The following is a 15,974-nucleotide window of genomic DNA, read 5'->3' as shown; positions in this document are numbered from 1 at the left end:
CACCTGTTCAACGACAACGCGCCCTACAGCGACAAATAGCGGACGCCACGACGCCGATGGGGCGGCCCTCCCGTCCACGATCCCGCAAGGAACGGAGCATCCCGGTGCAGAGCGACGCACTCGTGTCCCAGGGTGAACTGACGGTCTCCCAGGAGGTCGCCGCCACCATGCCGGACGGACGGCCCGTCACCCGCTGGACCATCGGCTCGCCCGAGGGCGTGACCGCCGAGGTGCTCAGTCTCGGCGCCCGCCTCCAGGCCCTGCACGCGCCGGACCGGCACGGACGGCGAGCGAACGTGGTCCTCGGCTGCGACCGCGTCGAGGACCTGCTCGGGGAGGCCGCGTACTTCGGCGCGACGGTCGGCCGCTACGCCAACCGGATCGCGGACGGCGCACTGCCGCTCGAGGGCACGACGCACCGGCTGGCGACCCAGCCGAACGGCCACACCCTGCACGGCGGAACGGACGGCTTCGCCACCCGGCTGTGGGACGGCGTGGCGGTCCGGGAGGGCCGTCGGGCCGGGGTGCGCCTGCGCCTGCACAGCCCCGACGGTGACCAGGGGTTCCCGGGGGCACTCAGCGTCGAGGTGACGTACCTGCTCGACCCGGCCGGCGCGCTGTGGATCGGCTACCGGGCGACCACGGACGCCCCGACGGTGGTCAACCTCACCAACCACGCGTACTTCAACCTGGCCGGCGAGGGCAGCGGGACGGTGCTGTACCACCTGCTCCGGGTCGATGCCGCCGGTTACCTCCCGGTCGACGCCGAACTGATCCCGATCGGTCCCGTCGCACGCGTTCTCGGCACGCCCTTCGACCTGCGCGAAGCCCGGCGGATCGGGGACCGCGTCGTCGACCGGGACCCGCAGATCCGCCGGGCGGGCCAGGGCTTCGACCACACCTGGGTGCTGGACGGGAACGGGTTCCGGCGCGTCGCCGTCCTGAGCCATCCGGCCAGCGGCCGGCGCCTCGAGTGCCTCACGACCGAACCGGGGCTGCAGGTCTACACCGGCAACCTCTTCGACGGCACGCTGACCGGCCGCTCCGGTCACCCGTACGAGGCGTACGCGGGCATCGCGCTGGAGACCCAGCACTTCCCGGACTCGCCCAACCGCCCCGAGTACCCCTCCACCGTCCTGCGCCCGGGGGAGGAGTTCCGCTCGATGACGGTCTACTGCTTCTCGGCCGAGTAGGGGCTTCAGGTCGAGGGGAACGGGGCGGTGGGCCGGGTGGGGCCCGCCGCCCCTTTTCATCCCGCGACGAGGACCCGCACGTCCCAGGCGTCCAAGGAGACCGGCCTGCCGACCGGCACCGGGGTGCCGCTGAGCACGTCGACCAGTGCGGCGGGCGCCGGCACCTCGACGGGCTGCCAGCTCCAGTTGTGCACCACGTGGACGCGGCGCCCGTCCGGGGCCGTCCCGGTGGTCGCGGTGACCGAGGTGGGCAGCTCGCGCCAGCCGCTCGTCGGGGCGGGGGCCAGCCAGGCGGCCAGCGCCCGGGCCAGGTCGCGGCCGGGCACGGTGCCGACGCAGGTCACCCGACCGGAGCCGTGGGCGCGGGTGGTGACGGCCGGCCAGCGGCCGAAGTGCGGGTGGTCGTACTGGGCCAGCACCGTGGCGTCGGTGGCGGTGAGGCCCTCCACCCAGCGGGTCGCGGTGGCGCCCGCGGGGAGCTCCAGCGGGCTGCCGGGGGCGGCGTGCACCGGGAGGTCCGCGGGCAGGTTGCTGAACTCGTCGTACCACGCGCCCGCGGCGGAGCTCAGGCGCGGCGGGGCGGTCTCGTGGCGGGCCCGGGCCTCGTGGTCGGCGTAGCCGGTGCGGGGGCCGAGCACCAGGTGGCCGCCGGCCTCGGCATAGGCCGCGAGCCAGTCGAGCAGGGAGTCCTCGGCGAGGTAGAGCCCGGGGACCACCAGTACGGGATGGCGCCGTGCGGCCTCGTCGGGTGCCGGACCGTCGCGCTCGGTCCGGGCGTCGTGCAGCCGGCGGGCGTGCAGGATCCGCACCTGGCGGCCGGCCTCGAACGCGCCGCGGTAGAAGGGGTCGAAGACTCGGTGGTAGGAGGTCGGATCGGGGCTGCCGTCCGGCTTCGCCAGCGGCGGATACTTCTGCATCAGCCACTTGCTGGGCATCGAGTAGACCATCGCGATGTCGGCGTCGGGCTCGAGCCCGGCGACCAGCGGCCCTGCGGTCTCGAACTCGCCGCCGAGCCGGGCGAGTTCGGCGTAGACCCGGCCGGGCTTGCCGCTGTGCGGAAGGATCCCGCCCCAGTACGTCTCGGTGCCGAAGTGCAGGGTGTGCCAGTGCCAGTACTCGATCATCCGGGCGCCGCGCGAGACAAGGGCCCAGGCGGCCTGCCGCCACTGGCCGTCGAAGGCCGGCCGATTCTCCGAACTGCCGCTGATGGCGTGGGCGTTGGTCTCGGTGACGAGGAAGGGTTCCTGGCGGGAGGAGAAGACCCGGTCGGCGCTCTGGTACAGCGCCCACACGCCGGTGGTCTTCCACTGCTGCTCGTGGTCGTCCGGCGTGGGGTCGGGCAACGCCAGCGCGTCCTGCATGTCGTAGTACGGGTTGCCTGCGGTGACGTCCAGGGCGTCGGTGATCTCGTCGTCCGCCATCGCGGGGTGGTGGTAGGCGAGGCAGGTGGTGACGAACTGGTCGGGGCGGGCGTACTCGCGCGCGATGGCGGCCTGCCAGGCGATGAACTCGGTGGTCTGGCGGGCCTGGAACGCCCGCCAGGCGACGTCGTACTGCGGCTGCTGGTTGTCGTCGGGCGTCCAGAGGTCGGCCCAGGTGGAGAGGCGGTGCGACCAGTAGACCAGTCCCCACTCGCGGTTGAGGTTCTCCACGTCGCCGTAGGTGTGCCGCAGGTGGTCGACGAACCGTTGGAAGACGCCGTGGTTGTGCGGCAGGCGCAGGCCGGGCTCGTTGTCGACCTGGAAGCCGATGACGGCCGGGTGCCGGGCGTGGCGGTCGAGGATCGCCCGGGTGACGCGTTCGGCGTGGTGGCGGAAGGCGGGATGAGAGAAGTCGGCTTCCTGGCGGGCACCCCAGCCCATCGGCCGGCCGGTGGCCTGCTCGGTGACGATCTCCGGGTACTGCCGGGCCAGCCACGGCGGCACGGCGTACGTGGGTGTGCCCAGGATGACGGCGATGCCGCGCTCGTGGGCGCCGTCGAGGACGGGGGTCAGCCAGTCCACTTCGAAGCGACCGTTCTCCGGTTCCCAGGTGGACCAGACCGACTCGCCGACCCGGATGACGGTGAACCTCGCCTTCGCCATCAGGTCGAGGTCTTCCTCGAGCCGTTCGCACGGCTGGTACTCGTGGTAGTAGGCGGCGCCGAACAGCACGCGCGGGGGCAGTAGGACCATGGGTGCACCTCGGAACGTGTGGGAGCCCCGGCTGCCGGGAGGGGGCAGCCGGGGCGGGGAGGGACTGGGGTCAGGAGGCGGTGCCGGTGACGGTGTTGCCGGACTTGGTGACGGTGTAGGTGACGGTGTCGCCGGTCCAGAAGCGGAAGGTGAGCGTGACCGGGGCGTCGTCCTTGAGGGACTTGAGGAAGTCGGGCTTCACGGTGGTGGTGTTGGCGGTGTAGTCGGGGCGGTAGTTGTCGAACGTCTGGTAGGTGGTCCAGGAGGCCGGGCCGGCGGCGGTGCCGTCGGCGTAGGTGGATTGCACGTTGGCCATCAGGGAGCCGTTGAACCGGGTGGGGATGGTGAGCTCGTCGAGCGTTCCGGTGGCGTTGGCCATCGTCGGTTTGTCGTAGGAGCGGATGTTGAGCTGCCAGGGGACGCCGTCGGAGTAGCGGACCTGGATGTTCGCGTTCACACCGTGGGCGCGGTCGCCGGCGAGGCGGGTGAGGGCGTCGGCGGTCAGGGTGAGCTGGTCGCCGTCGAGGGTGTAGTCGAGGAAGGGGATGAGCGGGCGGTCGCCCTGCCACAGGCCGGTGAACCAGAGGCCGTTGGGGTTCAGGGTGATGGTCTGGGCGGTGATGGGGCCGGAGGCCGGTAGGAAGACGTTGTCGGTGGAGGCGGTGCCCGAGCGGGTCCGCCAGGAGCTCTGGATCAGCGCCTTCATCTCGGGGACCTGCCACTGCATGGTGCCGCGGTTCAGGAAGTCGTTGGCGGCGTCCCAGACGGCGGAGGTCATCCCGTTGAGCCGCGCCTCGTAGTTGACGTGCTCGAAGTACTTGAGCATCTCGCCGCGCTCGACGACGCCGGAGTACGGCGAGGTGAGCAGGCCGTACTCGCCGAGGTAGACCGGGATGCCCTTGGCGACGAAGGTGTCGTGCACCCGGGCGAAGCCGTCGGTCAGGTCCTTCTGGGCCGTGGCGTCGTAGGTGGTCCCGTTGGCGATGTTCACGCTGAACGGGTACCAGCTGTAGTAGTGCACGGTGGCGACCAGGTTGCGGTCGTGCAGCGAACTCATCGTGGTCGACAGGTCGTCGAGCCAGTGCTGGGCGTTGTTGGTCTCCTCCGAGGGCAGGACGAGCAGGCGGTCCTTGTTCCGGCCGCCGGAGTTGCGGACGATGTCGTGGAACGAGGTGTTGAGTTCCCGCAGGTACTGGGTCTTCTGGGCGTCGGCTGCGTTGGCGAACTGCGGCTCGTTGATGCTCTCCATGAGCAGGGTGCGCGGTTCGTCCTTGAAGACGGTGGCGATCTGCCGCCAGGTGGAGTTGAACCGGGCCACGATGGTGTCGTGGTCGGTGGACATCGCGGCGATCCACTTCCACGAGTCGTGGTGGACGTTGATCTCGACGTAGAGGCCGTCCGCCAGGGCCCAGTCGACCACCTGCTTGACCCGGTTCATCCACACCGGGTCGATGGTGTAGGGGGCGGTGTCGGACTGATGGGGGTACCAGGTGACCGGGATCCGGACGCTGCGGAAGCCCTGGGCCTTGAGGCCGTCGAAGGTGGCCTTGGTGGTGAGCGGGTTGCCCCAGGAGGTCTCGTCGGGGATGGCGTCGAGGGTGTTGCCGAGGTTCCAGCTGGGCTGCATCTGGGCCACGGCGGCCGTCGGGTCGTGCGGGACCCTGGCCCCGGCGGCCTCGGCCGCCGACGGGGCCTGGTCGGCGGGTGCGGCGACGGCGGTGCCGCAGGCGAGGCTGCCGGCGGTGACCAGGGCCACCACGAGGCCGGCCGTGCGGTGGAGCCGACTGCGGGAGCGCGCGGTCTGTGGTGCGTCGTTCACGGGAGGTCCCTTTCGTGCGAACAGGTGGGGGAGCTCGGATCTCGGGAGGAGGTGCGGACTGGGGTCAGGAGGCGGTGCCGGTGACGGTGTTGCCGGACTTGGTGACGGTGTAGGTGACGGTGTCGCCGGTCCAGAAGCGGAAGGTGAGCGTGACCGGGGCGCTGTCCTTGAGGGACTTGAGGAAGTCGGGCTTCACGGTGGTGGTGTTGGCGGTGTAGTCGGGGCGGTAGTTGTCGAACGTCTGGTAGGTGGTCCAGGAGGCCGGGCCGGCGGCGGTGCCGTCGGCGTAGGTGGATTGCACGTTGGCCATCAGGGAGCCGTTGAACCGGGTGGGGATGGTGAGCTCGTCGAGCGTTCCGGTGGCGTCGGACATGGCGGGTTTGTCGTAGGAGCGGATGTTGAGCTGCCAGGGGACGCCGTCGGAGTAGCGGATCTGGATGTTCGCGTTCACACCGTGCGCGCGGTTGCCGGCGAGCCGGGTGAGGGCGTCGGCGGTCAGGGTGAGCTGGTCGCCGTCGAGGGTGTAGTCGAGGAAGGGGATGAGCGGGCGGTCGCCCTGCCACAGGCCGGCGAACCAGAGGCCGTTGGGGTTCAGGGTGATGGTCTGCGCGATGATGGGGCCGAAAGCCGGTAGGAAGACGTTGTCGGTGGAGGCGGTGCCCGAGCGGGTGGTCCAGGACGCCTTGATCAGGTCCATCAGGGCCGGGTCCCGCCACTGGAGGGTGGTGCGGTTCAGGTAGTTGGCGTCGTCCCAGAGCGCGGTGGTGAAGCCGTTGGCCCGGGCCACATAGTTGACGTGCTCGTAGTACTTCAGCATCTCGCCGCGTTCGACGGTGCCGGAGTTGGGCTCGCTGAGCAGGCCGTACTCGCCGACGTAGACGGGGATGCCCTTGGCGACGAAGGTGTCGTGCACCCGGGCGAAGCCGTCGGTCAGGTCCTTCTGGGCCGTGGCGTCGTAGGTGGTCCCGTTGGCGATGTTCACGCTGAACGGGTACCAGCTGTAGTAGTGCACGGTGGCGACCAGGTTGCGGTCGTGCAGCGTGCTCATCGTGGTGGACAGGTCGTCGAGCCAGTGCTGGGCGGAGTTGGTCTCCTCCGCGGGCAGGACGAGCAGGCGGTCCTTGTTCCGGCCGCCGGAGTTGCGGACGATGTCGTGGAACGAGGTGTTGAGTTCCCGCAGGTACTGGGTCTTCTGGGCGTCGGTCGCGTTGGCGAACTGCGGTTCGTTGATGCTCTCCATGAGCAGGGTGCGCGGTTCGTCCTTGAAGGCGGTGGCGATCTGCCGCCAGGTGGAGTTGAACCGCGCCACGATGGTGTCGTGGTCGGTGGACATGTTCATGATCCACTTCCACGAGTCGTGGTGGACGTTGATCTCGACGTAGAGGCCGTCCGCGAGAGCGAGGTCGACCACCTCCTTGACCCGCTTCATCCACACCGGGTCGATGGTGTAGGGGGCGGTGTCGGACTGGTGGGGGTACCAGGTGACGGGGATGCGGACGCTGCGGAAGCCCTCGGACCTGAGGCGGTCGAAAAGCGCTTTGGTGGTGAGCGGGTTGCCCCAGGAGGTCTCGCCGGGGATCGCGTCGAGGGTGTTGCCGAGGTTCCAGCTGGGCTGCATCTGGGCGACGGCGGCCATCGCGTCGTGCGGGGCCCTGGCCCCGGCGGCCTCGGCCGCCTCGGCCGCCGACGGGGGCTGCTCGGCGGGTGCGGCGATCGCCGTGCCGTCGCAGAGGGCGCCGGCGGTGACCAGTGCCACCACGAGGCCGGCCGTCCGGTGGAGCCGGCGGCTGCGCGGGTGTGTGCTCTGCCGTGCGTCGTTCACGGATCGTTCCTTTCGGATGAACGGGAGCCCCTGGCGGGTGGTCAGGGAAACGGGAGGGGTTCGTAGTCGAACCGGTCGAAGCGGACGGTGCCGGCCGCGGCGTACATGCCGATGACCCGGCCGGTGAAGCCGCCGGCCACCTCGGTGGACAGGTAGCGGCCGTCGAGGGTGGCGAGCACGGTGAAGGCGCCGTCGGGCTCCTCGATGCCGAGGACGATGTCGTCAGGGCCGGTGCGCGGGCCGCGCGTCGGCCGCGGGGCGATCTCGACACCGAGCACCACGGCTCCGGCGGGTACCGCCCGGGCGGCGACCTCGGTGCGCAGCGAACCGATCCGGGCGAAGACCTTCACCTCGCCGTCGGCCGCCTCGATCTCGTAGTGGTGTTCCTCGTCCAGACGGACGGCGAGGCCGCCGCGGCCGTCGGTGGGGTCGATCAGGGTGCGGGCCCGGCAGCCGAGGTGCTGCTGGCGCCGGCCGACGAACACCACGTCGTTCTCGTCCAGGGAGGCGCCGGCGGCGCGCAGGGTGAGCCAGCCGGAACGTTCTTTCGTGGTGCACAGGTGCTCCGGGCGCCGGCGCACCGAGATCCACTGGGGGTGCAGCTCGGCCTGGTCGAAGTCGTCCCGGGCCGGTACGGCGGGCGCGGGGTGCAGCGGCCAGGCCGGGGTGGGCAGTTCGGGGGTGACCTTGCCGACGACCGGCCAGCCGTCCACCCACTCGACCGGGGCGAGGAAGGTCTCCCGGCCGAGCACGTACCAGGCGGGGGTGCCGCCGCGCGGCCGGACGGCGAGCAGCACCATCCACCAGGAGCCGTCGGGCGCCTGGACGAGGTCGGCGTGCCCGGTGTTCTGGATGGGACTGTCGGTGCCGCGGTGGGTCAGGACCGGGTTGGCCGGGCACGGCTCGAACGGTCCGGAGGGAGACGGGCCGCGGGCGATGGAGACGGCATGGCCGCGCTCGGTACCGCCCTCGGCGATCATCAGGTACCAGTACTCCCCGATCCGGTAAAGGTGCGGGGCCTCGGGGGCCATGGCGCCGGGGGTGCCGGACCAGATCCGGTACGGTTCGCCGATGGTCTCGCCGGTGGTCGGGTCGATGCGGACCTGGGAGACGCCGGCGACGGTGCACCAGCAGGTGCCGTCCTCGTCCCAGGTGAGGTCCGGGTCGATGCCGGGGACCCCGGGCAGCCGGACTGGGTCGGACCACGGGCCGGCCGGGTCGGTGGCGGTGAAGAGCATGTTGCCGCCGTCGCCGACGTTGGTGACGATCAGCCAGAAGCGCCCGTCGTGGTGGCGCAGCGTCGGTGCGTAGATCCCGCCGGAGGACGGCATGTCGAGCGGCAGGCGCAGCTGGCTCGGCCGGTCCAGGGCGTTGCCGATCTGGGTCCAGTTCACCAGGTCGCGGCTGTGGAAGACCGGGATGCCGGGGAAGTACTCGAAGCTGGAGCAGACGAGGTAGTAGTCGTCGCCCACGCGGCAGACGCTGGGGTCGGGGTGGAAGCCGGGGATCACCGGGTTGGGGACGGTGCCGTCGGGCTGGTGCTGGTCTGACACGTGGTCGGGTCCTGATTCGTGAGGAGGGGTTCGTGTTCGGGGTGGTGCCCCGGGCCCTGGGGAGCCCGGGGCACCACCGGCTCAGCGGGTTCAGCCGATCGCGCAGGAGGCGCCGTTGAACCAGAAGGCGGAGGGATTGGCGTCACTGCTGGACCAGGTGGCCCGGAAGCCCCACTGGACGCTCCCGCCCTGCGGGACGGTGGGGTTGTAGGACACGTTCGCGGCGTTGACGCTGGGGCCGCTCTGCGACACCGAGGCGTTCCAGCTGTTGGTGATGACGTTGTCACCGGGGAAGTTGAAGCCGAGGGACCAGCCGTTGACCTGGCCGAGGCTGTTGTTGACGACGGTGACGTTGCCGACCATGACGCCGGACCACTCGTTCTTGTTGTAGACGACCCGGCAGGGCGCGCTGGTCGGGTGCATCTGGACGACCGTGATGCCGTAGGCGGGCACGGTCTGGGTGGTCGGGCTGCCGGACTGGGTCGTGCCGATCCCGTGGGCGTTCTTGAGGTAGGAGTGGACGGTCGGGGTGGCGGAGGACGGGGTGAACCCGGTGTAGGAGAGGTTCACCGTGGCGTCGTTGTTCGGGTCCTTGTTGATCAGCATGACGTCCACGTCGCCGTTGGCGCGGCGGACGGCGTGCGCGGTGAGCAGCGAGGACGAGCTGGCGGCCTTGACGACCGTGTCGCCGGGCGCGCCCAGCCTGCTGATCATCTGGATGCCGTAGTAGGCGGGGAAGGGCGTGTTGACGGCCGGCTCGCAGGGTGAGCCGCTGGAGACCATGCCGCCGTCGTTGTAGTCGGTGGCGCCCTCGACGGTGGTCACCTTGGTGCAGTCGGTGCCGTTGCGCAGGTCCCACCAGTCGACGTTGAACGCGCCGTTCTCCAACCAGGTGAGGTAGTCGTCCGGCGCGAACAGTCCGTTGGGGGAGGTGTCCAGGTAGGCCTGGGCGTTCGCCTCGGTCACCGCGATGCCGACGTTGGGGGCGTTGGATCCGGCGTACTGGTTGATCAGCGAGCGCACGGCGCCGGTGATGTTGGCGTTCTGGGCCTGCGGCTTGGTGAGCAGGTCGGCCGGGCTGGTGCTGGTGGGGTAGGCGTGCACGATGGCGAAGTCGATCTTCGAGCCGGCGATCGACAGGACGGTGTGATTCCAGTCCATGGTGTCGCCCGGGCCGACGATGCCGTCCGGCCAGTAGCCGGGGGTGGTCAGCACGGCGCCGATCTTGACGCTCGGGTCGGCCGCCTTCATCGCCGAGATGTACTGGAGCACGTTGTCGGCGTAGGTCGTGGCGCTCTTGCTGCTGTGGGTGTCGTACTCCCAGGTGGCGTTGTACTCGCCGTTGCCGTAGACCTCGTTGCCGATCTCCCAGTACTTGACGCCGTAGCCCTTGGTGACGTTGGCGTACTGGACCCAGGCGGCGGCCTCCTGGGGGGTGCCCGAGCCGTAGTTGGCGGTGATGATCGGCTGCGCTCCGGCGGCGCGTACGGTGCCCATGAAGGCGTCGAAGCCGGTGTTGGGGGCGACGTACGCACCGCCCTCGGCGGTGCCGGTCTGCCAGTGGTAGACGTCGGAGTGGCTGCCGCCGGGGTAGCGGACGGTGTTGATGCCGGCCGTGCTGAGCAGGCCGGGGGTGGCGGCGGCGTTCATGTTGGCGTCGTAGACCGGGATGTTCACGCCGACGCCGGTGGCGGGGACGGTGGCGAGCTGCAGGGCGGCGTCGACCGACACCGACACGGAGCTCGCGGCGGTTGCGGGCGGCGCGACGGCGGCGATTGCGCCGGTGGCCGCGAGCGCCAGGGCCGCCGCCGCGGCGATGACGCGATCATGACACGAACGGGCTGACCATCTCATTGCGTCCCTCCAGGGGGTGGGGTGCGTGGTGTTCGGGTGGGGGAAACGAACTCCCGCGTTCTGGACGGCAAGGGCCCGGTTGCGGCTGCAGTGGATCGGGCCCGGACGCGAAGCGTGTTCCGTACGGATGTGGAGCGGCGCGGGCCGGCGCGGTGGAGCGCGCGCGGTAGCCGGACGCATCGTCAACTCCCTTCGGGTGTCTTTTTCGTGAGGCGTACCAGGACGGCGGACGGGACCGTCGGCAGGGTCAGGGCGAGTTCGGCGGTGGCCGGGTGCCAGACCGCGGTGGTCGGGCTGGACGACGGGTAGAGCACCTCGACGCGGACGTCGGCACCGGCCAGGTGGGGTATGTCGAGATCCCTGACGGCCTCCTCGCCGGAGCGGCGCCAGGCGGTCACGTAGGTGGTGGTCGGGGTGTGCAGTGCCAGGGCGATCCACGGGTCCTCCCAGCCCGGGAGTCCGAGCGGCCAGGCGGGCAGCGCCTGCGGCAGGTCGGCGCGGATCGATTTGTGGACGGCTATCGCCTCGTGGACCAGGTCCCTCGATTCCGGGGACAGTTCGGTGATCCGCCCGGAGAGGTGGATGCGCCCGAGGAGCGCGTTGGCCATGGTGAGGGCCACTTCGTCGGGGGTGTCCTCCGGCAGCGGGTAGGCCCAGACGGCGCCCTGCTCGGGCGTGACGACGGTGGGGGCTGCCGCCGCGATCGGTGCGTAGCGCAGCAGGTCCTGCTGGTCGCTGGTGGACTGCAGCTGGAGCCGGGAGAGCAGGGCGTGGTCCATCCGCATGCCGCCGGACGCGCAGTTCTCGATCACCAGGTCCGGATGCCGCTCCAGGATGCCCTCCAACCAGGCGAGTTGGGCCCGGTTGTGGCCGAGCAGACCGGCCGCCGGAGCCTCTCCCGGATGGCTGCTGGTGCCGGAGCCCGGGTCGGTGTTGTGGTCGAGCTTGAGGTAGCCGACGCCCCACTCACCGACCAGGCGGTCCACCACCCGGTCCAGGTGGGCGCGGGCGGCCGGGTGGCGCAGGTCGAGGTGGTACCGGCCGCCGCCCTCCTCCACCCGCCGGCCGTCCCGGCGGAAGAACGCCTCCTCCGGAAGGGACCCGGCCACCGGGCTGTTCACCCCGACCGCCTCCGGCTCCAGCCACAGGCCGGGGACCATGCCCCGTTCCCGGACGCGGTCCAGGACCTCGTGGATCCCCGTCGGCCCGGGGAAGCGGGAGGCCGACGGTTCCCAGGCGCCGACGGAGCTCCACCAGTTGTCGCCGTCGTCGTACCAGCCGGCGTCGATGACGAAGTACTCCGCGCCGGCCTCGGCGGCGGCGTCGACCAGCGGCAGCAGCTTGGCCGTGGTCGGGTCGCCCATCAGGCAGTTCATGTAGTCGTTGAAGATGACCGGCAGCCGGCGGTGGTCCGGGTGCGGCCGGCGGGTGGCGCGACGGTACCGGGTGAGGACGGCGAAGGCACCGTCGGGGCCGCCGTCCGCGGCCAGCGCGAGCGCCACGGGCACGGTGCGGAACTCGGCGCCCGGCTCCAGCGGGTGGCGCCAGCCGTGGTCGGCGTCCTCGGGGCCGTACAGCGCCGCGTACGCGGTGTCATCGCGCACACCGCACTCCCAGCGCCAGCCGCCTCCGTTGTGCTCGATCTGCCACAGCCAGGTGCGGCCGGACTCGCGGTCCGTCAGGCCGCCCATCGGCAGGTGTCCGCAGCTGGACCACACGCCCTGCCCGGCCACGACGCGGGTGCTGCGGCCGGCGGTGGTGTGGAAGCGGCCGCTCCGCTCGGGCGAGGACACCCGCAGCGGCTGGCGCTGCCAGCGGCATTCGGCGAACCACTCGTTCTCCGCCCACAGCACGTCGGCGGTGTCCAGGGTCGCCGGGTCGCCCCGGGTGAGGCAGCCCGCCACGAGCGAGCCGACCGACTCCAGGTGCAGCGTCCGCGGTCCGTCGTTGCGCAGCAGCACCTCGCTGCGCAGCACCGGCAGGCCGTCCGGGGACCGATAGACCGCCTCGGCGGTCAGACCGGTCCCCGGCTCGTGGAGTTCGACGGTGAGCACGTGCCAGTCGCCGTCCCGGGACGCGCGGTGGGAGCGATGGCGCAGGCGGGCGCCGAGGACGGAGTTGACGAGGTGCCGGCCCGACCAGTGGCGACCGAGGCCGGCGGTGGTCACCTCCACCAGCGGCAGCGGTGCGCCGGGGCGTGGCGTGGTGGTCTTCTCACCGGGTGCGCCGATGCGGACCAGGCGGGGAGTGCCGTGCTCGCCCAGGGCGATTTCCAGTTCCAGGGCGCCGTGGCCCCAGCGGATCGTCTCGTGCGGGTCGCTCATGGTGGCCTTCCTCGGTCGGGAGGGGGAGACGTGTGAGCGTTCACAACATGCGCAGGACCGCGCAGCCGCCGGGCGCCAGCTCGCTGAGCGTCGCGTCGGTGAGCAGGTCGTGGCCCGGCCGCGGCAGCGGTACGGCCTCGGGGCGGTGGTTGAGCAGCAGGTGCCAGCCGCGGCCGTCCGGGGCGTGCCGGGTCACCGCCTCGACGCCGGGTGGCAGGCCGGGCAGTTCGGGGCCGACGCCGGCCTCCGCGAGCAGCCGGTCGACCAGGGCGGCGTAGCCCGCGTCGTCGAGGCGGGTGGAGAGGTACCAGCCGTGGCCGGAGCCGAAGGCGTGGCGGGTGAGCGCCGGGCTGCCGTCGAGCATGCCGCCGGTGTAGGCGGCGAGAGCCTCGGCGCCCTCGGTGCGCAGGGACTCGCTCCAGGACGTGGCCGTCGAGCCGTCGGAGAGCGTGATCGCGTCGTCCTGCCGCAGCGGGCGGTACTCCTCGACCCGGATCCCGAGCGCCTCGCGCAGGGGTGCGGCCGGGTACCCGCCGAGTCGGGAGTGGAGGCGCTCGTCGACGACGCCGCAGAAGTGCTGGACGAGCAGGGTGCCGCCGTCCGCGACGTAGCGGCGCAGGTGCTCGGCGCCGGCGTCGGTGAGGAGGAACAGGGCCGGGGCGATGACCAGCCGGTAGCGGCCCAGGTCCTGCTCGGGGTGGGCGAAGTCGACGGTCCGGCACGCGTCCCAGAGCGCCCGGTGGGCGCGGCGCAGCGCGGCGAAGTAGTCGAGCTCGGACGACGGGAGGCCGTCGGCCCGCATCGCCCACCAGGCGTCGGAGTCGTGCAGGACGGCGACTTCGGCCCGGACGGTGGAGCCGGCGAGTTCGCCGAGCCGCGCGACGGCCTCGCCGGCCGCCGTGACCTCGCGGAAGATGCGGCTGTCCGGCCCGGCGTGCGGGACCATCGCCGAGTGCCACTGCTCGGCGCCGGCCCGGGACTGGCGCCACTGGAAGAACAGGGCGCCCTCCGAGCCGCGGGCGATGTGGGCGAGCGAGTGGCGCAGGATGTCCCCCGGTTCCTTGGCGAGGACGCGGCCGCCGGCGTAGACGGTGTTGGTGCCCTGTTCCATCAGCAGCCAGGGGGCGCCGCCGGCGATCGAGCGGGCCCGGTCGGCGTCGAAGGCGGCGTGGGCGGCGGCGTCGACGCCGGGTGCGCCGGGGTAGTGGTTGACGGAGACCAGGTCGACCTCCCGGCCGAAGGCCCACAGGTCGAGGGTCTGGTAGCCGGGCAGCATGAGGTTGGTGGTCACCGGGCGGTCGCTGTGGGCGCGGATCGCGTCACGCTGCTCGCGGTAGGCGGCGAGGGTCTCGTCGGACCAGAAGCGGCTGAAGTCCAGCGTCTGGCCGGGATTGTGGTGCCACTGGCTGGTACGGGGCGGGAGGATCTGCTCCCACGAGGTGTAGTGCTGGCTCCAGAAGGCCGTCCCCCAGGCTTCGTTGAGGGCGTCGAGGGAGCCGTGGCGGGCACGCAGCCAGACCCGGAAGGCGGCGGCGGTGTGGTCGCACCAGCAGAGGGTGACGTACTCGTTGTGGACGTGCCACAGGGCGAGCGCCGGGTGGTCGCCGTAGCGTTCGGCGAGGGCGGCGGCGATCCGGCGGGCGGCCCGGCGGTACGCGGGGGCGGTGAGGCAGTAGGTGTCCCGGCTGCCGTGGGTCAGGCGGGTGCCGTCGGGGCGGACGGGCAGGGCGTCCGGGTGGGCCAGGGTGAACCAGGGCGGTGGGGAGGCGGTGGGTGTGGCCAGGTCGACGGCGACGCCGGCCGCGTGGAGGCGGTCGAGGTGGGCGTCGAGCCACTCGAAGTCGTACCGGCCCTCCTCGGGCTCCATCAGGGCCCAGGAGAAGACGCCGACGGTGGCGAGGTTGACCCGCGCCCGGCGCATCAGTTCGTCGTCCTCCTTCCACACCTGGGCGTCCCACTGCTCGGGGTTGTAGTCCCCGCCGTAGGCGAGGCCGCCGAGGCGGTCCGTGAGCCGGCGGATGTCCATCTGGGAACCGTCCTTCTGGGAGTTCCGGGAGTTCGGGGAGTTCGGGGAGTTTCGGGAGTTCCGGGAGTGGGGTCAACTGCGCTGCGGGGCCGGGGCGGTGCTCTCCCGGACCACCAGTTCCGGTGGCATCAGGAGGAGTCGGTCCGCCGGCTCGTCGCCCGCGGCGGTCGCGGCGATCCTCGCCATGACCTGCTCGACGGCGACCTGCCCGAGGTCCTTCCTGGGGCTGGTCACGGAGGTGAGCCGGGGGGAGTGCTGCTCGGCCATCGGGTCGGGGCAGATGGCGATGACGGAGGCGTCCTCCGGCACGGTCCGCCCGCTGGCGCGCAGCAGGCTGAGCAGGGGACCGATCGCGGCCTCGTTCTGGACGACGAAGCCGGTGGTGTCCGGGCGGTCCGCCAGGATGCGGGCGAGGGTGCCGGCGGTGCTCTCGTAGGTGCCCTCGCAGGGCCGGTGGAGGAACCGCAGCTCCCGCCGCTCGGCGCGGGCGCGGAAGCCGTTCAGGGTGCGCTCGGCGTAGCCGGCGTGCCGTCGGTAGACGCGGCTGCTGTAGCCGATGAAGGCCACGTCGCGGTGGCCGAGGTCGGCCAGGTGATCGGCGCACAGGGCGCCGGCGGTGGCGAAGTCGTGGTCGACGCAGGAGAGGCCGGAGGGGTCGTCGGGCAGGCCGATGAGTGCGGCGGGGATCTCCTCGGCGCGCAGGACCGGGATGCGGTCGTCGTCCAGCCGGACGTCCATCAGGATCACGCCGTCGGCGAGTCCGGTGGCGGCGACCCGGCGGACGCCGTCGGGTCCTTCGTCGTTGGTGAGCAGCAGGACGTCGTAGCCGTGCTCGCGGGCCGCCACGGTGACGGCGATGGCGATCTCCATCATGGTGGGGACGTGCACCTCGGGGTGGAGCGGCACCACCAGGGCGATGATGTGCGAGCGCTTGCCGGCCAGGGCCCGGGCGCCCGCGTTGGGGTGGTAGCCGAGGTCCGTGATGGCCTGCTCGATGCGGGTCCTGGTCTCGTCGGAGATCGGGCGCTTGCCGCTGAGGGCGTAGCTGACCGTGCTGGACGAGACGCCGGCGTGCCTGGCCACATCGGCGAGTGTCACCATCGTTCTGCTTCCTTCGTGTCGGTTCCGGTGGGGAGAGGTCCCGGTCGTGCGAGGGGGAGGCCCGCGGCGGGACCGCTCCCGGTCCGTGGGACCCGTCGGGCCCCGGCA

At 71.8% G+C, this 15,974-nt stretch carries 9 protein-coding genes; 1 reads left to right on the top strand and 8 read right to left on the bottom strand.

Going from position 1 to position 15,974, the window contains the following annotated elements; genetic code table 11:
- Positions 1–104: 104 nt before the first annotated feature.
- The gene (locus ACWCYO_RS32490; protein ID WP_449786224.1) at positions 105–1,193 is read left to right on the top strand and encodes an aldose epimerase family protein; all 1,089 of its coding nucleotides are present in this window, start codon (positions 105–107) and stop codon (positions 1,191–1,193) included.
- A gap of 56 nt (positions 1,194–1,249) precedes the next feature.
- Here the strand turns inward: ACWCYO_RS32490 and ACWCYO_RS32485 are convergent, their stop codons facing one another.
- From ACWCYO_RS32485 to ACWCYO_RS32450, 8 genes are all read right to left on the bottom strand, one after another.
- Positions 1,250–3,367: a beta-galactosidase gene (locus ACWCYO_RS32485; protein ID WP_449786223.1), complete on the bottom strand. Its 2,118-nt coding sequence runs from the start codon at positions 3,365–3,367 to the stop codon at positions 1,250–1,252.
- Positions 3,368–3,437: 70 nt separating this feature from the next.
- Positions 3,438–5,186: a cellulase family glycosylhydrolase gene (locus tag ACWCYO_RS32480; protein ID WP_449786222.1), complete on the bottom strand. Its 1,749-nt coding sequence runs from the start codon at positions 5,184–5,186 to the stop codon at positions 3,438–3,440.
- 64 nt (positions 5,187–5,250) lie between these two features.
- Complete coding sequence (locus ACWCYO_RS32475; protein WP_449786221.1) at positions 5,251–7,008, bottom strand: cellulase family glycosylhydrolase; 1,758 nt, start codon at positions 7,006–7,008, stop codon at positions 5,251–5,253.
- A gap of 41 nt (positions 7,009–7,049) precedes the next feature.
- A complete protein-coding gene (locus ACWCYO_RS32470; protein WP_449786220.1) occupies positions 7,050–8,561 on the bottom strand; it encodes a glycoside hydrolase family 43 protein in 1,512 nt (503 codons plus the stop codon).
- 90 nt (positions 8,562–8,651) lie between these two features.
- Positions 8,652–10,415, bottom strand: coding sequence for a cellulose binding domain-containing protein (locus tag ACWCYO_RS32465; protein ID WP_449786219.1), 1,764 nt, complete (start codon positions 10,413–10,415; stop codon positions 8,652–8,654).
- Positions 10,416–10,597: 182 nt separating this feature from the next.
- On the bottom strand, positions 10,598–12,739 hold the full coding sequence (locus ACWCYO_RS32460; protein ID WP_449786218.1) for a glycoside hydrolase family 36 protein: 2,142 nt from the start codon (positions 12,737–12,739) through the stop codon (positions 10,598–10,600).
- A gap of 40 nt (positions 12,740–12,779) precedes the next feature.
- Positions 12,780–14,765: a beta-galactosidase gene (locus tag ACWCYO_RS32455; RefSeq protein WP_449786217.1), complete on the bottom strand. Its 1,986-nt coding sequence runs from the start codon at positions 14,763–14,765 to the stop codon at positions 12,780–12,782.
- Between the two features lie 72 nt (positions 14,766–14,837).
- Entirely contained in the window at positions 14,838–15,866 is a 1,029-nt protein-coding gene (locus tag ACWCYO_RS32450) for a LacI family DNA-binding transcriptional regulator (RefSeq protein ID WP_270140212.1), read from the bottom strand.
- Positions 15,867–15,974 lie beyond the last annotated feature (108 nt).

The sequence above is a fragment of the Kitasatospora sp. NPDC001683 genome (genome assembly GCF_053596495.1).
This window is presented reverse-complemented; position numbering and strand designations above follow the sequence as displayed.

Excerpts from the sequence above, each read along its gene's own strand:
- ACWCYO_RS32455 (WP_449786217.1), bottom strand. The coding sequence starts at position 14,765 with ATGGACATCCGCCGGCTCACGGACCGCCTCGGCGGCCTCGCCTACGGC.
- ACWCYO_RS32450 (WP_270140212.1), bottom strand. The coding sequence starts at position 15,866 with ATGGTGACACTCGCCGATGTGGCCAGGCACGCCGGCGTCTCGTCCAGC.
- ACWCYO_RS32465 (WP_449786219.1), bottom strand. The coding sequence starts at position 10,415 with ATGAGATGGTCAGCCCGTTCGTGTCATGATCGCGTCATCGCCGCGGCG.
- ACWCYO_RS32485 (WP_449786223.1), bottom strand. The coding sequence starts at position 3,367 with ATGGTCCTACTGCCCCCGCGCGTGCTGTTCGGCGCCGCCTACTACCAC.
- ACWCYO_RS32460 (WP_449786218.1), bottom strand. The coding sequence starts at position 12,739 with ATGAGCGACCCGCACGAGACGATCCGCTGGGGCCACGGCGCCCTGGAA.